The sequence below is a fragment of the Sphingobacterium shayense genome, from assembly GCF_013179575.1.
Lineage (GTDB): Bacteria > Bacteroidota > Bacteroidia > Sphingobacteriales > Sphingobacteriaceae > Sphingobacterium > Sphingobacterium shayense.
The window spans coordinates 1-23986 of sequence record NZ_JABMCQ010000051.1 but is presented as its reverse complement, the minus strand read 5'-3'; the positions used below and the strand labels follow the sequence as shown (position 1 = coordinate 23986).

General features: G+C 39.4%; 20 protein-coding genes and 1 tRNA gene. 12 read left to right on the top strand and 9 right to left on the bottom strand.

Translation table 11 applies throughout. The annotated features are described in order from the left end of the window. Nucleotides 1–49 precede the first annotated feature (49 nt). From HP439_RS08250 to HP439_RS08230, 5 genes are read right to left on the bottom strand one after another with little or no spacing between them, the layout of a single operon-like run. Entirely contained in the window at nt 50–673 is a 624-nt protein-coding gene (locus HP439_RS08250; RefSeq protein WP_172389862.1) for an ABC transporter ATP-binding protein, read from the bottom strand. 14 nt (nt 674–687) lie between these two features. Continuing rightward, nucleotides 688–1485: an acyl-ACP--UDP-N-acetylglucosamine O-acyltransferase gene (lpxA, locus tag HP439_RS08245; RefSeq protein WP_172389861.1), complete on the bottom strand. Its 798-nt coding sequence runs from the start codon at nt 1483–1485 to the stop codon at nt 688–690. Between the two features lies 1 nt (nt 1486). Then, a complete protein-coding gene (locus HP439_RS08240) occupies nt 1487–2884 on the bottom strand; it encodes a bifunctional UDP-3-O-[3-hydroxymyristoyl] N-acetylglucosamine deacetylase/3-hydroxyacyl-ACP dehydratase (protein WP_172389865.1) in 1398 nt (465 codons plus the stop codon). A 21-nt stretch (nt 2885–2905) separates the two neighbouring features. Further along, nucleotides 2906–3949: a UDP-3-O-(3-hydroxymyristoyl)glucosamine N-acyltransferase gene (gene lpxD / locus HP439_RS08235; protein ID WP_172389860.1), complete on the bottom strand. Its 1044-nt coding sequence runs from the start codon at nt 3947–3949 to the stop codon at nt 2906–2908. A gap of 43 nt (nt 3950–3992) precedes the next feature. Beyond that, nucleotides 3993–5237, bottom strand: coding sequence for an HD domain-containing protein (locus tag HP439_RS08230; protein WP_172389864.1), 1245 nt, complete (start codon nt 5235–5237; stop codon nt 3993–3995). A gap of 356 nt (nt 5238–5593) precedes the next feature. Between HP439_RS08230 and porX the strand changes: the two genes are divergently transcribed. The 4 genes from porX to HP439_RS08210 all read left to right on the top strand — a co-directional run bounded on the left by porX (nt 5594) and on the right by HP439_RS08210 (nt 9812). Continuing rightward, entirely contained in the window at nt 5594–7150 is a 1557-nt protein-coding gene (gene porX / locus HP439_RS08225) for a T9SS response regulator signal transducer PorX (protein ID WP_216657796.1), read from the top strand. Between the two features lie 12 nt (nt 7151–7162). Then, complete coding sequence (gene tsaE / locus HP439_RS08220; protein ID WP_172389859.1) at nt 7163–7573, top strand: tRNA (adenosine(37)-N6)-threonylcarbamoyltransferase complex ATPase subunit type 1 TsaE; 411 nt, start codon at nt 7163–7165, stop codon at nt 7571–7573. Nucleotides 7574–7791: 218 nt separating this feature from the next. Continuing rightward, nucleotides 7792–8598, top strand: a complete 807-nt coding sequence (locus HP439_RS08215; RefSeq protein WP_172389858.1) for an outer membrane beta-barrel protein — start codon at nt 7792–7794, stop codon at nt 8596–8598. A 161-nt stretch (nt 8599–8759) separates the two neighbouring features. After that, nucleotides 8760–9812, top strand: coding sequence for an ABC transporter ATP-binding protein (locus HP439_RS08210; RefSeq protein ID WP_172389857.1), 1053 nt, complete (start codon nt 8760–8762; stop codon nt 9810–9812). Nucleotides 9813–9834: 22 nt separating this feature from the next. On the opposite strand, the gene HP439_RS08205 is transcribed toward HP439_RS08210, so the two are convergent. Both HP439_RS08205 and HP439_RS08200 read right to left on the bottom strand, forming a co-directional pair. After that, nucleotides 9835–10677: an alpha/beta hydrolase gene (locus HP439_RS08205; RefSeq protein ID WP_172389856.1), complete on the bottom strand. Its 843-nt coding sequence runs from the start codon at nt 10675–10677 to the stop codon at nt 9835–9837. A 4-nt stretch (nt 10678–10681) separates the two neighbouring features. Next, complete coding sequence (locus tag HP439_RS08200) at nt 10682–11893, bottom strand: alanine dehydrogenase (RefSeq protein ID WP_172389855.1); 1212 nt, start codon at nt 11891–11893, stop codon at nt 10682–10684. Between the two features lie 120 nt (nt 11894–12013). On the opposite strand from HP439_RS08200, the gene HP439_RS08195 reads away from it, so the two are divergent. The 5 genes from HP439_RS08195 (at nt 12014) to ytxJ (ending at nt 16544) form a co-directional block, all read left to right on the top strand. After that, entirely contained in the window at nt 12014–13936 is a 1923-nt protein-coding gene (locus HP439_RS08195; protein WP_172389854.1) for a polysaccharide biosynthesis protein, read from the top strand. A gap of 87 nt (nt 13937–14023) precedes the next feature. Continuing rightward, nucleotides 14024–14692 carry a tetratricopeptide repeat protein gene (locus HP439_RS08190; RefSeq protein ID WP_172389853.1) on the top strand — a complete coding sequence of 223 codons (669 nt, stop codon included), beginning with the start codon at nt 14024–14026 and terminating at the stop codon, nt 14690–14692. A gap of 70 nt (nt 14693–14762) precedes the next feature. Continuing rightward, the gene (gene ribH / locus HP439_RS08185) at nt 14763–15251 is read left to right on the top strand and encodes a 6,7-dimethyl-8-ribityllumazine synthase (protein WP_172389852.1); all 489 of its coding nucleotides are present in this window, start codon (nt 14763–14765) and stop codon (nt 15249–15251) included. Nucleotides 15252–15482: 231 nt separating this feature from the next. After that, complete coding sequence (locus HP439_RS08180) at nt 15483–16199, top strand: hypothetical protein (protein ID WP_172389851.1); 717 nt, start codon at nt 15483–15485, stop codon at nt 16197–16199. A gap of 12 nt (nt 16200–16211) precedes the next feature. Further along, the gene (gene ytxJ, locus HP439_RS08175; protein ID WP_172389850.1) at nt 16212–16544 is read left to right on the top strand and encodes a bacillithiol system redox-active protein YtxJ; all 333 of its coding nucleotides are present in this window, start codon (nt 16212–16214) and stop codon (nt 16542–16544) included. Here ytxJ and HP439_RS08170 read toward each other — a convergent pair. Continuing rightward, entirely contained in the window at nt 16531–19014 is a 2484-nt protein-coding gene (locus tag HP439_RS08170; protein WP_172389849.1) for a family 20 glycosylhydrolase, read from the bottom strand. The two genes, ytxJ and HP439_RS08170, sit on opposite strands and share 14 nt — an antisense overlap. Before the next feature lie 119 nt (nt 19015–19133). On the opposite strand from HP439_RS08170, the gene HP439_RS08165 reads away from it, so the two are divergent. Continuing rightward, nucleotides 19134–19205, top strand: a tRNA-Glu gene (locus tag HP439_RS08165). A 314-nt stretch (nt 19206–19519) separates the two neighbouring features. Here HP439_RS08165 and HP439_RS08160 read toward each other — a convergent pair. After that, nucleotides 19520–19993: a nuclear transport factor 2 family protein gene (locus HP439_RS08160; protein ID WP_172389848.1), complete on the bottom strand. Its 474-nt coding sequence runs from the start codon at nt 19991–19993 to the stop codon at nt 19520–19522. Between the two features lie 112 nt (nt 19994–20105). Between HP439_RS08160 and HP439_RS08155 the strand changes: the two genes are divergently transcribed. Both HP439_RS08155 and HP439_RS08150 read left to right on the top strand, forming a co-directional pair. Continuing rightward, complete coding sequence (locus HP439_RS08155) at nt 20106–20519, top strand: winged helix-turn-helix transcriptional regulator (RefSeq protein WP_172389847.1); 414 nt, start codon at nt 20106–20108, stop codon at nt 20517–20519. 728 nt (nt 20520–21247) lie between these two features. Further along, nucleotides 21248–23986, top strand: a 2739-nt coding sequence (locus tag HP439_RS08150; protein WP_172389846.1) for a SusC/RagA family TonB-linked outer membrane protein, incomplete at its 3' end; no start/stop codon positions are given.

Genomic DNA, 23986 nt, shown 5'->3' with positions numbered 1-23986 from the left:
TACACAAAACTACAAAATATACTCCTCTTATAAAAACGTAGGGACCGGGTTATTTGTAGGAAAGTATTTGAAGGTGTGCATCGCAAAATGCATATTCTTTTTCTTGGTTAGAACCAATGATCAACAGCCGGTGTTGGTCAATTGTCTTTTCCACGAGCGAGAGGTACCATGCTTCGCCTGCAACGTCGAGATTACTCGTTGGTTCATCCAGCAGAACGATGTTACTCTTAGAGCAACAAGCGAGAGCTAACTTTACTCGTTGTTTCATTCCTGAGGAAAAAAAACGCATTTCTTTGTCAAGCGCTTTCTCAAGCTGTAACAATGAAACAACATTTTGTAAGTCATACCCATCGTTATAAGATTTAAATTTAAAATGGAACTCGAGCATTTCCCTTAATGTGAATTCCTCTATCAATTCTACATAGGGGGCCGCAATTGTCAACTCTCTATGAATTTCTTCCGCAGGAATCTCATTTTGAGATTGGTTTTGGTAGGTCAACTCTCCTTCGCTTGGAGTTAAGCTCCCCGAAAGTACCTTCAACAAGGTGGATTTCCCTGAACCGTTCGGTCCAAGTATCGCATATTTTTTCCCAATTAAAAAGGTATAATCAATGTGTCGAAAAATCCACTCTCTATTATACCGCCTACCTAAATCTTGTAAAGTTATATTCAATAATATCCTTCTTTTTAAAGTGACGTATTTCTTCCTTGATTAAACCCTTTTATTACCCCCCTATTGGAACTACGAACGAAAGACAATATCTCATCGCGAAGCTCAGTTGGCGCAAATTCCGCTTCTATCAAATCAAGAGCCTTTGTCAAATTACGATTTTGAACAAACAACACCCTATAGATGTCTTGGATTTCCGTTATTTGTTCTGCTGTAAACCCTCGACGTCTTAATCCTACCGAGTTTATCCCTGCATAAGAGATTGGTTCCCGCGCCGCCTTGATAAATGGCGGTACATCTTTACGTACCAACGTGCCACCAGTTACAAAAGCATGTGAACCAATCTGGCAAAATTGATGTACCGCAACCATACCAGCTAATACGACGTAATCACCTACCGTGATGTGCCCAGCCAGTGTACTCGAATTCGAGAAAATACAATAATCACCGATAAAACAATCATGCGCTATATGGCTGTATGCCTGAATAAGACAGTTTTTACCAATTACAGTCTTGTAACGATCTTTTGTTCCTCTGTTAATCGTCACACATTCCCGAATGGTGGTGTTGTCCCCAATCTCAGCGGTTGTAACTTCCCCCTCGAATTTCAAATCTTGAGGTTCCCCCGAGATAACTGCACCTGGAAAAATTCGACAGTTCTTTCCGATACGGGCCCCATTCATGATGGTGACATTCGACCCGATCCAAGTTCCTTCCCCAATAACCACGTCTTTATGAATGGTAGAGAAGGGTTCTACTACTACATTCTGCGCGATTTTTGCTTCAGGATGTATGTATGATAACGGTTGTATCATGTTAATTACCTTTTACTTTTACAATTTGAGCCATCAATTCGGCCTCACTCACTACTCTATCACCTACCATGCCAATTCCTTTCATCCTAGCTATTCCACGGCGAATCGGCTCTAACAATTCGCAAGTGAATATGATCGTATCTCCTGGAGTCACTTGACTTTTAAAACGAGCATTTTCAATTTTCAGGAACAATGTTAACCAATTTTCTGGATCTGGCACCGTGTTTAATACTAAAATACCGCCTGTTTGCGCCATTGCCTCGATCTGCAACACCCCTGGAAATACGGGAGCATCCGGAAAATGCCCCATAAATATATCTTCATTCATGGTTACATTCTTTAAACCTACCACATGCGTATCGGTTAGTTCAAGAATCTTATCGACCATCAGCATTGGTTGGCGGTGCGGCAGTATCTTCATAATTTGCACAGTATCATATACGGGCGTCATATTCGGATCATATACCTTGATATTCTTCCGATTTTTGTCTTTACGAATCTGTGCCTTTATCTTCTTAGCAAACGCTGCGTTTGCAGCATGACCTGGTCGCGCTGCCATAATATGACCTTTTAATGGACGCCCGACTAGTGCAAGATCCCCAATCATATCTAGCAGCTTATGCCGTGCTGGTTCATTCTGATAGCGCAACTTAATATTATTCAAAATTCCTTCGTTCGCTACGTCAACGGATTTATTAAATAAACCAGAAAGCTTATCTAGTTCATCTTTACTAACTTCTTTATCGACAATAACAATTGCGTTCGAGAGATCTCCTCCTTTAATAAGGTTGTGATTCAGAAGGCTTTCTAACTCGTGTAAAAAGCAAAATGTTCGAGAGCCGGCAATTTCGCTTTCGAATTCTGAAATATTACTAATCGACGCGTGCTGACTGCCCAAAACGGGAGAATTGAAGTCAATCATGCAAGTCAAACGATATCCGTCGAGTGGCATCGCCATAATTTCAACTTTCCTGTCTTTCTCAATGTAAGCGATATTGTCTTTTATCTCGTAGTAATCACGATCAGCTTCTTGATCAACAGATCCCGCCTCCAATATTTTCTCAACATATATTTTAGAACTGCCATCAAGAATAGGCACCTCCGGGCCATCAATTTCAATCAACACATTATCAATTTGCAACCCAACGAGTGCTGCCATTAAATGCTCTATTGTGCTTACCGAGGCCCCACTTTGCGTAATGGTGGTGCCGCGTGATGTGTCTGTTACATTATCGGCATCTACCGCAATTATAGGTGTTCCTTCTAAATCAACGCGTTTAAATTTATACCAATGAAATTCAGGGGCAGGTTTAATCACCATATTTACCGCCCTACCTGTATGTAAGCCAATACCTGAAATCGAAATTTCAGTCTGTATGGTCCGTTGTTTCACATTCATATCTAACATCAAATTAGCAAATTATCGTGTTTCATCATCTAATTCTTTTAACCGTGCCTCCAACTCTGCTAAACGTCGCTCTAGCGCCGGTAGTTTACTGTATATCACCTGAGATCGCAGATTACTATTATATGGCATTGCGGGTGAACCACCCCATTTTTTATCTGCCAAATCAATGGTACGGTTGATACCGGATTGCGCTTGGATTTGCGAACCAGATGCAACTTGGATATGCCCAACCACTCCGACTTGACCTCCAATAACTACCGAATCGCCAATTTTAGTACTCCCTGAGATACCTGTCTGCGCAGCAACTACCGTATGCGAACCAATCTCGACGTTATGGGCGATTTGTATTAAATTATCCAACTTAACCCCTTTTCGGATAATTGTTGAGCCTAACGTCGCACGATCGACTACTGTATTTGCTCCAATTTCTACGTTGTCTTCAATAATGACATTTCCAATTTGCGGCACTTTGCTATACGTACCATCTGTTTGTGGAGCAAATCCAAACCCATCACTCCCAATCACAACGCCGCTATGCAAAACAACATTATGACCTATTTTACTATCATAATAAACTTTTACACCCGGAAAAAGCGTCGTATGATCTCCTATCACAACACCATCTCCAACGAATACCTGCGGATATATCTTTACGTTATCACCTATTTTCACATCGCGTCCTACGTAGGAGAAAGCGCCTAGGTAAACGCTCTCACCGAGCGTTGCTGATTCATGGACAAACGAGGGCGTTTCAATACCCGTACGTTCATTACGAAGTCTATCATAAATACCTAATAATTCCGAAAATGCTGAGTAGGCATCTTTCACACGTATTAAACTACAATGTATGGGTTTCTGAAGTTGAAGGTCTTCATTAACGATAACAGCGGAAGCTTTCGTTTCGTATAAAAAGTGTTCGTATTTTGGATTTGATAAAAAAGCCAAGGAACCTTCCTCACCCTCCTCAATCTTAGCCAATTGATTGACAAGCACTTCGGGATTTCCTTCTACGTACCCTTGGAGTAACGTTGCTATTTGATTTGCAGTAAATTGCATCTTACAAATGTATACTTTTTATTAATTTAATTTTTACCAATTGTTAACCTTCGTACAACAAAAATCCAACTTCCTTGGGATAGGAAATCACGTGCTTTTGTACCGGTTTTGCGAGCGCTTCTAAATTCGAAAGATCTGAAGCCTCAGTAATATCTTGTACGTTACCCAACTTATTTAATATCTTAATATTATCATGCTTGATGTCGTATGCGCTATTTTGAATAACTTGCGTATACACGAAATAATCTACCTGGTGATCTTCCAATTCAAAATGGGCTTTCACCCGTTCTTTCACTAAATCAACTTCTTGATTCGTAAACGGGGTCTTTCGTAAGACCGTACGTAGTAAATCGCGGTCCATCAACTTACGGCAAAGCATGCTTAAAATTTTATCGTCCTGATAGGTCCATTCCTTTAATGCAGACATAATATCCGTATCATCTAGTTTAGTAAACCAATCCAAATGAGCAGGTTCCCGCAAAAAGTTCTCTATATTAATTTTATTAACCAAAAAATGTTGCAACGCCCGGGTAGCAAATAAAGAGACACCTGCTGCACTTAATTCTTTAGCCCTAAAAAGCACTTTAATCAGCATCTGTTCTGCCCCCAGAACCGTCTTATGCAGGTAAACCTGCCAATACATCAGCCTACGCGCGATCAAAAACTTCTCGACCGAATAAATTCCCTTGGCATCGATTACAAGTTCACCATTTTTTACATCAAGCATTTTAATGATGCGATCGAACGAGATGACCCCTTCCGAGACTCCTGTAAAGAAGCTATCTCGATTAAGGTAGTCCATTCTATCAATATCAAGTTGGCTGGAAACCAACTGATGAAAAAACTTACGATCATATCTATCCTTAAAAATAGTTATTGCCAGATCCAATTTCCCGCCAAACTCTTTATTGAGGCGATCCATCAATAATGAAGAAATGACTTCGTGGGACACCCCTTCAACAAGAGTGTGTTCCAAGGAATGGGAAAATGGTCCATGACCGATATCATGAAGCAGAATTGCTGCCAAGAGAGCTTCTTCTTCTTCAAAGCTTATCTCGATTTCTTTTCCCCGCAAAGTGTCGATCGCTAAGCCCATCAAATGTACAGCCCCAACGACATGTTGAAAACGCGTATGCAAAGCGCCAGGATAAACCAAGTGGGTCATGCTTACTTGCTTGATGTAGCGCAATCGTTGCAAAAAAGGATGTTGAACAAGATCAAAAATGAAATCGGACGGAATTGAAACAAAACCGTATACAGGATCATTAATTATCTTCTTCTTATTCAATTTTGCCAACCTTTATGATATTTTATCGTTATTTTTGAAACAAACAGTGCAGAGTTATTAGACGCAAATCTGTAGTTTGTCACATGTCTCTTACAATAGTACGTGTTTCTCATTAGTTCATATCTATTTGAAGAAACCTGATTAACAGGCATATTCACTTGATAACCACGTTTTATTAGCTAAACACTAGACGTCTAAAGTAAGGGCAAAGATACAGAGAATGAAGTTAATTAGTGTTAAAATTAAAGTAAAAATCTTCCTTTTTGACTAATCTAGTATAGAGGTCAACTTTAAAATCCTCTCGATTCAAAAATTCACCAGATTTAAGTATCTGATGCACGATTTAAAAAAATTACATGATAAACAAAATACACATACTATGGGCAGATGATGAAATTGAGTTTTTACGTCCTCATATTTTATTTCTGGAAGAACGCGGTTATCGGGTCAAAACCGTAAATAACGGAAACGATGCCGTTGAAGCTTTCCAAAATGAGCCTTTTGATTTAGTTTTTCTAGATGAAAACATGCCGGGCAAAACTGGCTTAGAAACCTTAGCTATATTAAAAACGATAAACCCTACGATTCCGAACGTTTTGGTAACAAAAAATGAAGAAGAGCATCTGATGGAGGACGCAATTGGATCGAAAATCGACGATTACCTTATCAAGCCTGTTAACCCAAAACAAATTCTACTAACAATCAAGAAATTTACGGAGAACAAGCGTTTAGTTAGTGAGAAAACATCGATGGCTTATCAACAAGAATTTCGGAACCTCGGTATGACTATCAATGACGACTTAGATTATAGACAATGGGTTGACGCCTACAAAAAACTTATTTACTGGGAACTCTCTCTACAAAAGCTTGAGGATGCAGGAATGCATGAAATCCTTACTATGCAAAAGGCAGATGCCAACACCTTATTCAGTAAATTTATAGAGAAAAATTACATTAGTTGGATACAGAACAAACAGGAAGGTCCTATCCAGTCACACGAAATCCTCAAGAAAAAGGTATTCCCTGTGTTGGAACCAGAAAAACCCACGTTTTTCTTCCTTATCGACAATTTGCGATATGATCAATGGAAAATGCTCAATGAGGTTATCACCGACTATTATCGACTTGAGGAAGAAGACGCCTATTATAGCATCCTACCCACTGCTACACAATATGCAAGAAACGCTATATTTAGCGGGTTAACTCCATTAGAAATGGAACGTCGCTTTCCTACCCTTTGGCAGAATGATGATGACGAAGGAGGCAAGAATCTTTATGAAAATGAATTTCTGACGGACCAAATAAAACGTGTTTGCCGTAGAGATATAAAGCACTCCTATCATAAAATCCTTACTTTAGAACAAGGAAAAGATGTTGTCGATTCACTTAACAATCTAATGCGAAATGAGCTTAACGTCTTGGTCTACAACTTTGTGGATATGCTATCCCACGCCCGTACGGACATGGCGATGATTCGCGAATTAGCTAACGATGAGAGTGCCTACCGTTCCATTACTTTATCTTGGTTTGAACACTCACCCCTTTTAGACGCTTTAAAATGGCTTTCTCAGCGTAATGTTCGGGTAATTATCACGACAGACCATGGCACGATAAAGGTTAAAAGACCGAGTAAAATTATTGGCGACAGAAACACGAACACCAACCTACGCTACAAACAAGGCAAGAATTTAAATTTCAATGGCAAAGAGGTATTTCTAATCAAAAATCCACATGATGCCCAACTTCCAAAACTGGGAGTTAGTTCTTCCTTCGTATTCTCTAAAGATGATTACTACTTTGTATATCCAAATAATTACAACCATTTTATGAACTACTACAATGGGACTTTCCAACATGGCGGTGTATCCCTTGAAGAAATGATTATTCCGTTCGCTGTGTACAGCCCAAAGTAGCTACCTTTGAATATGGAAACAATCGTTACAGATCTTCATGAACTGGATGCTTTGGCATCCAAACTAATTAATACTTTCCCGGCTGAACGTATCTTTCTGCTTCATGGAGAAATGGGAGCAGGAAAAACGACACTCGTAAATGCATTCTGTAGAGCACTGAGCGTCCGCGATAGCACGTCTAGCCCGACCTTTTCCATTGTCAACGAATATGCTTCGGAAAACGGACCCGTATATCATTTTGATTTTTATAGATTAAAACAGGAATTTGAAGCCCTTGACCTCGGATATGAGGAGTACTTTTATTCCGGTGCGTATTGCTTTGTAGAATGGCCCGAAAAGATCCCAAACCTCCTTCCTAATGAGGCAGTGAATTTGACCATTGAGATCATTTCACCCACTATTAGAAAGATAATCGCAAAATAATTCGCTTTATTTGCAACCTTCTCAGGATTCCGATCGTCTTTTTGATATCAACGTGAACTAACCTTGGAAAAAATTATTTTGAAGGTCATCTGAGGAAGATGTAAGAATGGCGACAGGAAAGCACGGATTGAACTATACATGATGAAGAAGGATCTATTCATCTCAGGGTATCGTACTCACACGTTAAATCCAGATTCAAAAAAAAGAAAATAGATCTTATGAAAAAAAGACATAGCGTAAACACTTGGATTTGTAGTATACTGCTATTAAGCAGCAGCTTATCCCTCTCAGCTCAACAAAAAAAGACGATATCCGATACTGCCCACAAGGAGGAAGCGACGAATATCGACTTTACCCCCTCAGTAGGTAAAAAAGATTATGATTACTACGGACAGGAAATCAAGTATCCTAGGTTTTTTGGCGGACTCACTTTTACACGCATAGATTGGGGATTCTCTAGGCTTATTGATGACGGCAGTTTTACCTTGTCTGAGGACAACGAATTTTTAGAATATAAAAAAGCCTCAAATTTTGGATTTGATATTGCACAATTCGGCGTGCGATTTAATGACAAATTTAAAACATATATATCGACGGGTTTTGAATGGAATTATCTACGCTTAAAACAGAATATCATTCTCGACACTGAAGCAACTCCGCTTGATTATGCTACCTCGGATATCGACTATAAGAAAAATATCTTTACTTCCACTTACTTGCGTGTGCCGTTGACATTCGAGTTCCGCGGAAACAGGAACAGTCACGGGCACCGTGCAAAAGTAGCTGTCGGTGCGATGACTGGTATACTTCTCAAAGGTACACAACGCTTGAAAAGTGAACAAGAAGGCAAACAAAAATATAAAGACAACTATAACCTATCGAGCTTTCAGTACGGCGTTTTTGCTCGTGTAGGTTTTGGCAGCGTTGGACTTTTTACCAAATATTATCTCAACGATATGTTTGAAAACAGTCCGATTCAAAGAGGAGTAAACAATTTCACATTCGGAGCGACGCTTGGATTCTAAATCTACAACAAAAAACAACCTAAACGAGGGGTATTTGCCAACAATACAGATGTCAGCTCGTTACGAACGACCAACGACTAATATTCCTCTCCTGGATTTTTCGGCGATAACTACTATGTATTTAGACCTACGAATTAATTGCTTACTTTTGTAATCAACATATGGCACAACAAACTTCTTCTTGTCAATACATACCGACTGATACCCAGAAATTCGAAGCTCCATTTATTTTCGGAGAAAATCTCTCACTCGTTTTTCAGTCAAAAGAAAATGTACGCGCTATCGACAATGTTAATTTTGGTATTCAACAAGGAAAAATAACAGCAATTATCGGGGAATCTGGAAGCGGAAAAAGCACGCTTCTTAAACTTATATACGGCCTATTAGAACCTTCGTCTGGAGAGGTCCGCTATCAAGGGTGGCTCGTCCCCACACGTAAGGACAAACTTATCCCAGGACACGATGCAATGAAATTGGTCTCACAAGGATTTGATGACTTGAATCTGTATGCAAAAGTGTGGGATAATATTGCTTCGCAGCTACCAAACACTAATATCACGCGCAAGGAATCCAAAACAAAAGAAATTTTACAGAAACTGAAAATAGAACATCTTAGTCAGCAACGAGTAGCAGATTTAAGCGGTGGTGAAAAGCAACGTGTCGCGATTGCTCGAGCGCTAATCAACGAACCGGAAGTACTACTCATGGATGAACCTTTCAATCAGGTAGATGCCGCTTTCCGCGATGCGTTACAACAGGATATCAAACAAATTGTTAAAGAAACAGGATTGACTATTTTATTAGTGTCCCATGACCCTACCGAGGTCCTTGCTATGGCGGATGAACTGATCGTTATGAAAAATGCGAGGATCATTGAGCAAGGAAGCCCCGAAACGCTGTACTATATTCCCAACAATAGTTACACTGCACAACTACTTGCTAAAAGTAACATCTTATCAAGCAGTCAAGCTTCATTACTTGGCATAAAATCCGATCAAGATATAGGGATACACCAAGAAGATGTCTCTTTCACCCTCAACCAAGCAGGTGATTTTATAGTTACCGACATCCGTTTTCGAGGTTTTTACAAAGAAATCGTATTAAGTAAGCCAAAACTAGTATTACATACACTATTGCATCCTATCTCCAACGTTCAATTAGGAAATAGAGCGACCGTCCACATCACCCGGCATATAAATTTTCAACGTCAATAAGCACCCTAATGCTGAAGCTTTTTTAATTTTGTGTAGAAAGCCAATTAAATAGGCTGTCGGACCAAGATTTGGGATCAGTTTTATTAATCAGCCCAAATCCATGTCCCCCAGTTTCATAAATTTCTATTTCGTTCGCTATACCATTTTCATCTAATGCCATCTTGTAACGTAACGCATTCTCAATTGGTACGGCTTTATCATCTTTGGCGTGAACTAAGAATGTCATTGGTGTTTGTTTATCAACTTGTTTATCCAGGCTATAATAACGTTCTACATTCGGCTCCGGGTGTTCCCCAATCAAATTGCGTTTTGATCCCTTATGTGTGACTGCATCATCCATTGATATGACAGGGTATATCAGCGCAGAAAAGTCTGGACGTAGCGATGTTTTTGAATCATTAGGTATTTTAACATCGTCATAGTGGTTGGAAAGCGTTGCTGCTAAATGGCCACCAGCAGAAAAACCAATAACTCCTATCTTTTTATAGTCGTGTTTCTCACGAATCACCTGCATCGCCCGTTGTGCGTCCTGAAGAGGCCCAATTTTACGGTCAATCATCGTTGAGTCCTTTGGTAAACGGTAATACAACACATAAGCGCTATAGCCATGTTTATTAAATTCTTTTGCGATTGCATGTCCTTCATGATCAATAGCGACATGACCGTAACCTCCGCCGGGGATAACAAGAACAGCTTTGTCACTTCCTTCTTTTTCGTAAATATAAAGCGAAGGTATATCTATGGCAGATAGCGTTTCCGCTGTTTTATTAGTGTTAGGAATTGTCGAATATAACGCAATTTTTTCCTGCGCTAACGTGTAGTAGTTAATAAGTGCCACAAATAAAAAGATATATAAAAGTTTCATATTATTATTGATTAGCTACTATAATTAGATCCAGATCCTTTGAGGGTAAATTAAATTTATCGGCGATATCCTTATTCGTTAGCATGCCGTGATATAGGTATATCGCGCTTCGAATACATTTATCAGCCCATATCATATTATTCATACCCCCGCATTCACCAACCTGCACGAGCAACGGAGTTAAAATATTGGTCAACGCGTAGGTCGCTGTCCGTGCTACACGTGACGCTATGTTGGGAACGCCATAATGAATAACGTCATACTTTCGAAATATAGGTTTGTCATGAGAGGTTACTTCTGATGTTTCGAAACATCCACCTTGATCGATACTTACATCAATGAGCACCGAATTTGGCTTCATTTTAGAGACTGTATCCTCTGAGATAATACAGGGAGATCGCCCATGAATAGCGCGTACAGCGCCAATAACAACGTCACAAGAACGCACTGCTTTATTTAACACTATAGGCTGGATAACAGAAGTGAACACGCGACTACCGACATTACTTTGTAGCCTACGTAAGCGGTAGACTGAACTATCGAAAACCTTTACCTGTGCACCCAGTGCGATTGCCGTTCGAGCTGCGTATTCTCCAACAGTACCGGCACCTATAATCACCATTTCAGTAGGAGGAACACCCGTCACACCGCCGAGCATTAAACCTTTGCCATCAAAGATATTACTCAAATATTCCGCGGCAATTAATACAGAGGTAGCGCCTACTATTTCGCTCATCGCTCGTACAACCGTTAAATGCCCCCCCTCGTCCTTAAGATACTCATAAGAAAGCGCTGTTATCTGCTTACGCATCAAAGCCTGCAATACTCGAAGATCCATAAGTGAGGGTTGATGCGAGGAAAGTAGCACCTGTCGATTACGCATCATTTCCACTTCTGCAATAGTTGGACTGGAAATTTTAATAACGATATCACATTGAAATACTTCCTGTGTATTGTGACTGATCTGCGCACCCTGTTCGCTATAATGCTGATCTAAAAAATTAGACGCATTTCCCGCCCCTGACTCAATAACAACTTCATGACCATATTCAACTAATAGGGCAACGGATAACGGTGTTAATGGCATCCTTTTCTCTTGAAACGAAATTTCTTTAGGTATGCCTATTTTTAGAGCCTGACGCCCTTTCCCTAGATTAGCTAAAGCTTCTTGAGGTTGAAAAATAGCTTTTTGAGCAATTTTCGATATATCATTCATAATAACAATAGCTCCCGATTGATAACGGGACTCAATTTAGATAATATTATTGATATTTCGGCGCTAAGAAGGGTTAATCCATTTTTTTTTATAAATTTACGCAAGTGAAAAAACATGTAAATGCAAAAGCTCTCTATCTCTAACCAAATCGGTATAGTTCCTCGCTGGACTATTTTTATTTTTGACCTTTCCATTGCAGCAATAGCCTTCGTCTTTGCCTACGCTATTTTTTACTCATTCAATTTGAATGCCTATCTCCGCACTCAATTCGCCATCGAAATCATTTACTGCTTGGCGGTAACATCTTTTTCGTTCTTAGTCTTCAAATTATATTCGGGCATTGTTCGTTACACAAGCGCGGTCGATTCAATTCGCATACTGTCCACATTACTGTTTAACATCATTATACTCTTTGCGATCAAACTCACATTTATTGCACTTGGTATACCGACAATTATTCCAACAAATGTAATTATCATCTACAGCTTGTTTGCATTTACCGGACTCACAACTTACAGAACGTTAATAAAAATTTTCTTTCAGTACAGTAAAACGAAGACTGCGGAGAAGAAAAACGTAGCCGTATATGGTGCTGGTGATCTAGGAATAGCTGTGAAACGAACTTTCGACCATGATCTAAAGTCGAACAAATTCATTGTCGCTTATATAGATGATAACGATAGCAAAATAGGTAAATATATCGATGGGGTTAAAATATATGATTCAAAAACACTGGACAGGCTAATTGACAAACTAGCAATAGACGAACTAATTTTTGCGTCCGTCAACGTGAGTATAGAAAAAAAGGATCAAGTGATTGATATTTGCTTAGAAAAAAAAGTCAACGTACTAACGCTCCCTCCGGCGAATGAAATTATAAATGGAACACTTTCCCCTAGCCAAATTAAGAAAGTAAAAATCGAAGATCTTCTTGAGCGCGCACCTATTACACTCTCCCACGACAATATTAGGGATCAACTAGAAGGAAAGCGTATCCTTGTGACCGGCGCCGCGGGTTCAATAGGAAGTGAGATTGCTAAACAATTAGGTTACTTCAACCCCCAGCTAATTGTTCTTTGTGATCAAGCAGAATCACCTTTACATAACCTTCATTTGGACCTACAAGATCGTTTTAAGAATCAAGCGTATCAATCATTCATCGCTGATGTAAAGAACGAGACACGCATGCGTACCTTATTCGAGACTTTTAAACCACAGTATGTCTACCATGCGGCAGCATATAAGCATGTTCCTATGATGGAAAATCATCCAATAGAAGGCGTGCGCACAAACGTCCTCGGCACATTTACGCTGGCTAACCTAGCCGTGGAATTTGATGTTTCGAAATTCGTATTCGTTTCAACAGATAAGGCGGTCAACCCCACTAACGTGATGGGAGGCACGAAGCGTATCGCCGAAATGTATGTGCAGTCCCTTAATAACCAAATAATTGAAACTCGACCCGAGGTAAAAACGCGTTTTATCACCACGCGATTCGGGAACGTATTGGGATCAAATGGTTCGGTCATTCCTCGATTCCGAGAACAAATCGAGAAAGGTGGCCCGTTAACCGTAACGCACCCAGAGATTACTCGTTACTTCATGACTATCCCAGAAGCGTGTCAACTCGTGATTGAAGCAGGTTGTATGGGGAATGGCGGTGAAATATTTGTTTTTGACATGGGTAAATCTGTAAAAATCGTCGACCTAGCGGAAAAAATGATAAAACTATCGGGATTTACACCTTATAAAGACATTGACATCAAGTTTACTGGCCTTCGCCCGGGAGAAAAACTCTACGAGGAGCTTCTCAACGATTTAGAAAATACACTTCCAACTCATCACCAAAAAATCATGATCGCGAAAGTCCGCGAAAACAATTTCGTGCGGGTAAACGACCAATTAGCTGATCTTTTTGCATCAACGACAACTGACAACAGTATGGAGGTTGTTCAGCAGATGAAGCTAATTGTTCCAGAATTTAAGAGCCAAAATTCAATTTATGAACAGCTCGATAAGCCGTTCTCAACGACAAGTAACTGATAGAAAGCTTAGAATTTATTTAAATACTTGTATTAAATTTTTAAAAGTGTAATTTTGCATTCCATATTTATTATACGATAATAACAAATGTCAAAAACTAATGTAAATCAAGCCGGACCTAAAAGAAATTCAGGTTCCTTCTTTCAAGACAACCAAAAGAGCATAACATTCATCGTTGGTGGTATCGTCGTGCTGATATTACTTTATCTTGGTTATCAAAAACTATACCTAGCCCCTCGCGCGGAAAAAGCTGCAAATCAAATATATAAAGCGGAAGAATATGCAATGATTGATTCATTACAAGCTAAAGCTATCGATGGTGACGGTTCATTTCTCGGATTCAAAGAGATAGCCGATGAGTATTCAAATACAAAATCAGCAAATATTGCGAATGCTTACCTTGGTGGTCTTTACTTACGCCAAGGAAACTTTCAAGATGCTATCAAATATCTTCAAAAATATTCTGACACAGGAAGCGAAATACTAGACCCACTTGTAACAGGAATGATTGGTGACGCTTATTCTGAATCGAAAGACTATAAAAATGCATCAACGTATTACAAAAATGCGGCTGATAAAAGTAACAACTCATATACTGCACCCCTTTTCTTAAAAAAATTAGGATTAGTATACGAAGCGTTAGAAGACTTCAAAGCAGCAGAGAAAGCGTATCAAACGATTAAATCTGACTTTCCAGAAAGCCCAGAAGCCAATATGATCGAAGGTGCATTAGCTCGTGTGCAAGCTCATCTTTAGGGAATTACACTCATTTAAACAGATCGGCAGCTTATTTTTTTAAGCTGCCATTTTTGTTTATCTTTGCCACATGTCAAGTAGCTTGAAAAATTTATCCGACTTCTCACATATCGAAGTTGGTAATGCAGAAGGATTAAAGTTTGCCATCGTTGTTTCACAATGGAATGCACAGGTAACTGGAGCCCTTTTAGATGGGGCGATATCTGGTTTACAAAAGCATGGTACCTTAGAGTCTAATATTAATGTTATCCAGGTCCCCGGTAGTTATGAGTTAATCTCCGGAGCAGATATAGCTCTTCGCTCTCCCATTTTCGACGCTGTAATCTGTCTTGGCTGTGTCATTCAAGGAGAAACTCGGCATTTTGATTTCATTTGTAATGCAGTGGGCAATGGGATCGCAAATGTTGCTATCAAATATAATAAACCCGTTATTTTTGGCGTACTTACTACAGACAACTTAGAGCAAGCACTCGATCGCTCGGGGGGCAAGCACGGTAATAAGGGGGAAGAAGCGGCAATTACCGCCATTCAGATGGCTCTGCTAAGTCAAAAATACTAATGGTATTGTTTTTGTAAAACGACACGTATGAGACGCTATTTAATAGTATTACTAAGTTCCCTACGAAACGAAACATATTTTCTCTTCTATTGCCCTTCAAGACAACTGTGTTCTACCTTAAACAAACGGTCCAACAGGCAGGGTAGAACGATATCATTCGATAAATCACACAATATCCTTTTGTTTAACTAAAAACAGAACCAAGGATACCATCTTATATGGGGGATCAACATGAAAAAAATTCTTAACGCTATATTTGTATCCATCTTTATTCTTTCCAACGGATTAGCATCGGCTCAAACAACCGAAGCGCTTTGGAAAGGTGTGGGAGGAAAAGTAAAATGGGATAGCACAAATTATATCCTTTTTACGGCAAAGGGTAAATCAAAGGAGAACCTTAGTGACACACGAAAGTTTCTGATTAACAAAAAATCGGGACAGGTGCGCTTTGAAGGTCAATCATCCGCGGGTAATCAACTAGTTGCTCTATTTAACTTCAAATCACAGAAATTATCAAAGCTATTTCGTAGCGGTGAGGAGTTGAATCCAACCAGCGACGAATCTATGGAGCTCTTCGATCTTATCAGCAAACAATACAAACGCGATGCTGCCCTAATCTTTCTTCCGATACTGTTAGAAAGCCCAGATACCAAAACGGGTGCAGAAACATCAAAAATTGTCAACTCCGAGAAGCTACAAACGTTCACCTTCGAGTTAAAAAACAGTACCCTATCAGGAGAAATCTTATACAACAGTGAAACGGGGCAAATTAAACAAATCATCGACCAGTCAGGAAATGAATACTTTGTCAACGGATATAAAGATATCGGTGGAGGGCTAGTCTTACCAACAACCTTTAAAAGTATGTCTAGTCAGAGCAATAATGTTACTTTTACCACGGTAGCCGCCTTCACAGAAATGGAAGAATCAAAATTCACAAGCTTTTAAATCAGACATTATATGCATTGGGAGACCCTTAGCTCGGTGGAGCAATTAAAGCAATTGGCGCAGAAAAACAGCGCTTTCATAATTTTCAAACACAGCACGAGATGCTCGGTAAGCAGTATGGCTAAAAGAAATCTAACGATGGAGCTTAACTCTGTCGGAAATGACTTGCCTATCTACTACCTAGACCTTATTGCCCTGCGTGAAGTCTCCAATTATATCTCTTCAAAATGGAATATAAGACACGAATCACCTCAAATTTTGGTTTTAAAAGGAGATTCATGTCTATATCATGCTTCACATTCGGATATCGAATTAGAAGCTGCACTTATGACTATAACTGAATAAGTGACACTGTGCTGCGACGCCCATCATCCGAGATCGTGGCAAATGAATAAGAATGTCCTTTCTTTATCTTTACTCCGTTATTATAGACAGGGCTATCTTTTGTGGGCTGAGAACCATCTTCCGTGTAGTATATCGTAAACCCTGGATATTCGGTATTAGCATACAACTTGCCGTTTTTCTCGAGAACGCCAACGGCAGGTAAACGAAATTTTATCTCTGATGCAATCTTTGGTAGCTCTTTGTTCCCAATCGTGTTGATGAGCTCGCTATAATCTTTATTAAACGCCTTCTGATCAAAGACATTATCTTTTTCGTAGCCCTTTCGTGGTGCCCACGCTCGTTCTGCCAGCGAAAATAATCTAGGGAAAATCATGTAATCCAACCGACGCTCATTCTGTACCGTTTCGGCCCATAGTCCGCCCTTGATTCCGATTAAGTTGTCGCGAGCATTCTCATTCAAGCGAATTTTATCCTTGAAATGGCCTTCCTCGAATACTATTCCTTTTGACATCAGATGGATATTCGTAAAAAAGTTCTCCGGCATAAATAAATAAGATTGATATAAATCTGCGTATGTTGCCCAATTCAATCCAGGCTCCGTGAAGTTCGCATTCCAAGCCATATCAAAGTAGTTATTACTCGCGCTGATAAATACAGTTTTGTATCCAGCATTTGCTAATCGATATGCGAGATCTTCGTTTCCCCCGCCAATTAAATTATTCCAAACATCAAGCTCCATATTTAACGAAGAAAGGTTTTCATTGACGACCATGCCGTCACCTTTGTTTACCATTCCTATCTCTTCCCAACCAGCTTGCGTAACACCTTTTTCTATACAAATCTTGTTAATCTGCTGAACATAATAAGGCCAGACTTCGTTCACAGATATCATGCCCAAACTGTCCATTAACTGTCGAATTTTGGGAGAGCCTTCCCAAACACCACGTGGCACTTCATCACCTCCTAATGATATCTTTTTTAGCTCCAATCCAGCATCCAAATACATTGCTTTGAATTCCTCAATAACTGTGGCTAAAAATACATATACCGAAGGTAAGGCCGGATTCATAACATTATCATGCCAATATTGGGCCGATGTATATACGGAGGTATCAGCGTTATCATGTAAAAGATATTTATTGGCTTCTATTGTATCTCCTTTTGCTAAATAATTATAATAACGCGCTTCCATTGCCTTAATAGCAGCACGACCATGACCTGGTGTTTCAATTTCTGGAACGACCGTTATATAGTGATCTTTAGCATACTTTAATATTTCAATAAAGTCCGCTCTAGAGAGGAAATCCGATGAGGTAGAGAACCCACCAGAACCGTAGATCGGTTGAATGCCTTTATTCTCGAGATACAAAGGGGTTCTATTAGCTCCTATTTGAGTTAATTCCGGTAAAGATGGTATCTCAATCCTCCAACCTTCGTCGTCGCTAAAATGAAAATGAAATGTATTTAATTTATATTTAGACATCATGTCCAAGTACTTTATAATCGTACTTTTAGACTTGAAGTTCCGCGCAACGTCAATCATTAAACCCCGATATGCAAACCTTGGCGCATCTTTTATTGAAGCAAATGGAAAGCGCAGCTCAAGAGCGTTAAAGGCGGCGGCAGGAAGTAATGACCGAAGCGACTGCAACGCATAAAAAGCTCCCGCCGAACTGCTCGCTTCTATATGGACTCCCTTCTTATCAATATTTAAACTATAACCTTCACGTGCGTATCCATCTTTTTTAATAATCGTCAATTTTGGGTTGACTTCAACTGGAACAAATGAAAGGTTGGGAAAATCGGAGGCAAACTCCATCATATTAATCTCCAAATCTTCAAAACCTTTGTCTAACCAATATCCCACCTTTCCTGAAAACTTTAATTGACCATTCTTCAATTTAGCAGATGCTGGACTCGGGAGAATTATTTTTTGTTGGCTCGACACCTGACGAGCGACGTTTTTCTTATACAACTCCCTCCAAAAGGAATTTTGATCAGCTGCCGAAGGAAGGACTGGCGTAGCCTCCAGTTTAACAGGGAAAAACAGCGATGGATTTGCTCGATTTTGAAAATAAAAGCCATTAGGAACTATAGATTTGTTAAAAATCGGGAATTGCGAGGCGTAAGTAATCATAATTGAATCTTGAGGCCCTAGGCTCAATTCGTCTTTAAACCGTATCCGGAATAAATTGCCTCCATTATCCGTAATAGTATATGCCTTATCCTCACGCTGGACAACTGGATACATTGAATTGAACCAAAGATCAGTACGACCTAAGTCTAAAACGCTTCTACTCGAATTCTTTATACATAATTTCAAATCGAGATTCTCCTTTCCGTCGTACTCATCGGATGTCTGCCAACGTACCAAAACATTACGGGGATCGATTTGAGCCTGAACCGAAGAAATAGATACGGTTATATAAATCGCAATTAAAAATTTTAGAAAAAAATGCTTTAACAACATGCTTCTTTTTAGTCAAAAATAAAAACTAAAAATACATGTAAAATTTGAGAAATTTCTTTTTGATATTTTTTTGGAACTTTAAATAAAGGTTCCTATATTTGCACACCGAAACACAAAAAGGCCCGTTCGTCTAGGGGTTAGGACGCCAGATTTTCATTCTGGAAACAGGGGTTCGATTCCCCTACGGGCTACAAGATCTAAGATCAAAACATCCAAAAGCTTGCAAAATCTGATATTTTGCAAGCTTTTTGTTTTTTACGAATTATCAGTATTTAAAAAAACTTGTCAATTGTCACACGCTCACTGAAGATCGTTAACACGGTAGGGTCTAAATAATTAAAAAACAGGTAGCCTATTTTACGTCTTAAAAACCGAATTAAGATCGTGGATTAATATATGTCCATCCGTTGCCATTACGAATCTAGCTAAATGTTCACTTGACTGTCCGTCTTAAGCTTAGATTTTCTATAATGACTCATTTTCGTTATAAAATAAAAAATAATTTTCACCTATTGGATGTATTGAAGATCGCTTTAACCGCCTCTTCGTCACCATTTCCAAAAGCTTTTATAACCGCATAAGGATCCCAATATTCTCTATACTGAATGATCTTTCTTCCTGTTAATTTAAAATACATTACCCAATTTTGTACATACGTTTGCCCAGTGCTTGGAACGATAGTCTCTCCGGATGCCTCCGACCAATAAGTATTTACGTCCACCTGATACACCTTGATATTGTTATAAGTGATATCAGGCATACTGGGTAGCCCCCCTTTTAGATAGTTATACCATTCTTCGAAATTCATTCTGTCAGTTGTCCCTAACGAGGACGCGTAAGGAAACTCAACAATGACATCCTCATGAAATAACTCAATAACCGCATCTGCGTTTTGGTTCAATGCCGTTAATAATGTGTTGAAAATTTCCTCTCCAGTATTCGAATTAATTTTCTTGTGCTGTCCTAACATTTTGTTCATGAAATTATATGATTTAATTCTACTATAAAGTACAATGTTAAAATTAATTTTATACTTTTGAAAGTAGGCACCTAAAAGTATTATAATATCCAAAAAGTAAAATTTAGGCTTAATGAACAACAAAGACGCAAAAACAAACAAAAATTATTTGAGATTACAACAAAATTTTTTGTTGAAGTCGAATCTAGATGAGAGCTGTATACTCAACCAATCGCTGGCCTTAATCGCCAATAAATGGACCTTACTAATCTTGATGGCCCTAATGCAAGGCACAAAAAGGACCAACGAGCTACAAAAACAAATAAATGGAATATCTCCAAAGATGCTCAATGAAACGCTTAAAAAATTGATAGACTACGATATGGTAAAACGTAAGGTCTATCCTGAAGTTCCACCACGCGTAGAATACGCGCTTACAGATTTTGGTATAAGTACAGCAGACCCCTTAGCCGCACTACTAGATTGGTCGCTAGAGAGAGAAGCGAAATTAACCACTCTTTACTATAAGATGAAAAAGAGCAAATAATAGAACAACATTTCTTCAAAGCTAACAGGATTGAAAAATATCATCGTTTCGGATACCTTAGGAGAGACTAAAAAGTGTTACGCTTTGTCCATGTAGACTATGCTTTCAACAATTCTACAATCAACAATTATTTTACGTCATTTCCACCACGGGTCACATTAAAACTTATAGATAGAGTATTTTAAAATTAATAGGAGTCTTGCCGTATTGTTCAACGACTAGTTTCGTAATCGACTAATCAATTAAAGCCTCTTCAGGATCTCGTTTGGATCTAACACGAGCAATCGTTGCATGAACGAAACATAACTCAAAATTGCAAAGTTTCCCTCAAAATTGAAAACTCGGGCATTTTGGCTATGTAGCGCCGACTCTCAGCGCCGTTCTATTCCTCCGATTGAATATCAAATTATTACCAACCAGTCAAGCTGTAAAACACTCCAATAATACATCTAGATCAAAATATAAAAACAATTAATTGTTTTTATATTTTTTCTTACTTTAGGGTATTCGCAGTAATCAATTGAAATGGATGATCTGCAAAATTATAAACGAATTCCTAAACGAGTCAATATTTAACGTTACCATGCACCCATCGGTTGTATGGGTTATTTTGTCTCGAGTTTTCAATATTAACTAAATCGATAAATTTAAATTATTCAGTATGGGAAACAAACAATAAAAAACTTGTCATCTATAAACTAATCTTACTAAAACTAAAACTAAAACTTATGAGGCTTAACTTGCTCGTACGACACCTTCTCGTACTGACACTATCATTCGTATCAATGATGTCCTTTGCTCAAACCGAAAAATTCCAAGGTAAAGTCATCGATGAAACAGGAGCTCCAGTAATCGGAGCAACAATTAAAGTAAAAGGCACCCCTAACGCCACTTCATCAGATAATAACGGTGTTTTTACGTTCGAAAATATCCCGGAAAATTCGGTCTTAGAGATATCCTTTATTGGATATGAGACACAGGAACTTCCTGTTCAAGGGACTCAAGCGACCATTACTCTACAACCAAATATGGGTCAAGATCTCGACGAGGTAGTCGTGGTTGGTTATGGTACGGCTCGCAAAAAAGACTTGACCGGAGCCATGGTTAGCATTAGCGAAAAAAACTTTAACAAGGGAATCATGACTAACCCCGATCAATTGATACAGGGCAAAACTCCTGGAGTGATGGTAATCAATAATACCGGTCAGCCGGGCGGCTCAGTTACGGTGCGTATACGAGGAAACTCATCTATCAGAGCTGGCAACAACCCATTATTCGTTCTTGACGGTGTCCCAATGTCTGGCAACTCCCCATTACCCTCAGGCAGAGGGGACTTTTCTTCTGACCGAGGGAACCCGCTTACCTATCTGAATCCCGGAGACATCACCAGCATGGATATACTTAAAGACGCTTCGGCGACCGCAATCTATGGTTCTCGTGGTGGTAATGGTGTAATACTAATCACTACTAAAAAAGGACAAGCGGGTGAACCCGTTATTTCAGTTGGTGTCTCAGCGGGGACATCAAGAATGCGTGAGTATCCTCAAGTCTTGAACGCCAATCAATTCCGAGATGCTGTAAATTTTTACACTCCAGAGGAAATTGATGATGTTGACTTCGGCGATGATGTTGACGCCTTTAAAGCCATCAGTCGTCATGCAATAACCCAAAATTATTACGCTGATATATCCGGAGGAACAGAAAAAGGAAAATATCGTTTATCTGGAGGCTACATGGATCAGCAGGGAATACTCATAGGCTCTAAATTAAAAAAATATACAACAAATTTCACGGGGAACTTCCGATTTTTGGAAAGCAAAAAGCTAGGGTTAGATTTCTCATTATTTGCAACGCAAATGAATAATCAATACGCGCAAGTGAATGCAATGGTTGGTTCCCAAGGAAACGTAATTTCTCAGGCGTTACAATGGAATCCTACCCGGCCATTACGGGACGAAAACGGAAACCTTACTTTCGTAAGTACAACGACGCGTAACCCCCTTGCTAGCATCGATGCATTCAAAGATCATGGCGTCACCAACACGATTGTTGCTAATATAGCACCATCCTATCGTATCACAGAGGATCTAGAATACAAATTTATTTATAGCGCTATGCGCCAAATAGGGAACCGCAAAGGAATGTATCGAGCAGGGATAATCAATCCTAGTAACGAGAACAATGAAGAGGCCTTCATCTCAAACAACAGTGAGACAAACCTCCAGATGACTCACACACTTTCCTACAACAAGCAAGTGACAGATAAACTAAATGTCAACGCTGTAGCGGGTTATGAATATCTTAGTTACGATTTTGGTAACAATATGAGCTACGGTCGAGGATTTGATTATTTAGGTCTTGATTATTGGGACTATTTACAATATACTGCCATAAACACACGTGAGATCAGCTCTTATCGAAGTCCAACAAACCAGCTTCAGTCCCAGTTCGTTCGAGGCGCTTTCAACTACATGGATCGCTATCTACTGACTGCAACGGTACGGAGAGACGGCTCAACTAAATTCGGAAAAAACAATAAATACGCAATTTTCCCATCGCTTGCATTCGCCTGGAACATTGCTGAAGAAAGCTTTTTGAAGGAAAATGAAAATATCGAACAGCTAAAACTTAGAATAGGATGGGGTAGAACAGGGAATCAAGAATTTCCTTCAGGAGCTGCTCTTAATCGCTTCGTATTCGGTACTGGCGTATACAATCAAACTAATATCAAGAACGACGATCTAAAATGGGAAACCTCTACAACCTTAAACGCTGGGATTGATTTTTCACTTTGGAAAAATAGGCTCTATGGTTCGATTGACTATTTCCACAAGAGTACCACTGACGCCTTATTCGAACAAACTCTAGCGCCACCAGGACCAGCTGGACGCATTTGGGTGAATTTAGACGGGCAGATTATAAATAAAGGGGTGGAAATTGCCCTGACAGGGAACATTATTAGGAAGGAAAATTGGAACTGGGATCTATCAGCAAATGCAACCTTCTTAAAAAATAGTGTTACCGGTCTCCTTGGCTATTATGAAACAGCGGCCCTGCGTGGTCAAGGTTTCTCTGGCGTAACTGGACAACGTATGGTAAACGATCAGCCACTAAATGTATGGTACCTCGCTAAATTCGAAGGAATCGATCCTTCAACCGGACAAAGCCTCTATCGCGGCCTTGACGGAAGCATCAATACAACAAACGATCCGGCGACAAACAAATTTTATGTTAACAGTCCTAACCCCAATACACTTGTGGGTATTTCGACTAACGTTACTTACAAAAAAGTTAGTTTGGGTGTCAACATGAACGGTGCTTTTGGTCATTACTTATTTAACAACACAGCGGCAACAACATTGGGTATAAGCAACCTATCATCCAGGAACATCGGTTCATCATTTTTTGACACTAGTGTAAAAGAATCGACTTCAAATTCCGCAGCACCTTCGACTCGCTATCTTGAA

What these genes read in the sequence shown, in the direction of transcription:
- lpxA (WP_172389861.1), bottom strand. Translation starts at nt 1,485, where the DNA reads ATGATACAACCGTTATCATACATACATCCTGAAGCAAAAATCGCGCAG.
- HP439_RS08240 (WP_172389865.1), bottom strand. Translation starts at nt 2,884, where the DNA reads ATGAATGTGAAACAACGGACCATACAGACTGAAATTTCGATTTCAGGT.
- lpxD (WP_172389860.1), bottom strand. Translation starts at nt 3,949, where the DNA reads ATGCAATTTACTGCAAATCAAATAGCAACGTTACTCCAAGGGTACGTA.
- porX (WP_216657796.1), top strand. Translation starts at nt 5,594, where the DNA reads ATGATAAACAAAATACACATACTATGGGCAGATGATGAAATTGAGTTT.
- tsaE (WP_172389859.1), top strand. Translation starts at nt 7,163, where the DNA reads ATGGAAACAATCGTTACAGATCTTCATGAACTGGATGCTTTGGCATCC.
- HP439_RS08215 (WP_172389858.1), top strand. Translation starts at nt 7,792, where the DNA reads ATGAAAAAAAGACATAGCGTAAACACTTGGATTTGTAGTATACTGCTA.
- HP439_RS08210 (WP_172389857.1), top strand. Translation starts at nt 8,760, where the DNA reads ATGGCACAACAAACTTCTTCTTGTCAATACATACCGACTGATACCCAG.
- HP439_RS08205 (WP_172389856.1), bottom strand. Translation starts at nt 10,677, where the DNA reads ATGAAACTTTTATATATCTTTTTATTTGTGGCACTTATTAACTACTAC.
- HP439_RS08200 (WP_172389855.1), bottom strand. Translation starts at nt 11,893, where the DNA reads ATGAATGATATATCGAAAATTGCTCAAAAAGCTATTTTTCAACCTCAA.
- HP439_RS08195 (WP_172389854.1), top strand. Translation starts at nt 12,014, where the DNA reads ATGCAAAAGCTCTCTATCTCTAACCAAATCGGTATAGTTCCTCGCTGG.
- HP439_RS08190 (WP_172389853.1), top strand. Translation starts at nt 14,024, where the DNA reads ATGTCAAAAACTAATGTAAATCAAGCCGGACCTAAAAGAAATTCAGGT.
- ribH (WP_172389852.1), top strand. Translation starts at nt 14,763, where the DNA reads ATGTCAAGTAGCTTGAAAAATTTATCCGACTTCTCACATATCGAAGTT.
- HP439_RS08180 (WP_172389851.1), top strand. Translation starts at nt 15,483, where the DNA reads ATGAAAAAAATTCTTAACGCTATATTTGTATCCATCTTTATTCTTTCC.
- ytxJ (WP_172389850.1), top strand. Translation starts at nt 16,212, where the DNA reads ATGCATTGGGAGACCCTTAGCTCGGTGGAGCAATTAAAGCAATTGGCG.
- HP439_RS08170 (WP_172389849.1), bottom strand. Translation starts at nt 19,014, where the DNA reads ATGTTGTTAAAGCATTTTTTTCTAAAATTTTTAATTGCGATTTATATA.
- HP439_RS08160 (WP_172389848.1), bottom strand. Translation starts at nt 19,993, where the DNA reads ATGAACAAAATGTTAGGACAGCACAAGAAAATTAATTCGAATACTGGA.
- HP439_RS08155 (WP_172389847.1), top strand. Translation starts at nt 20,106, where the DNA reads ATGAACAACAAAGACGCAAAAACAAACAAAAATTATTTGAGATTACAA.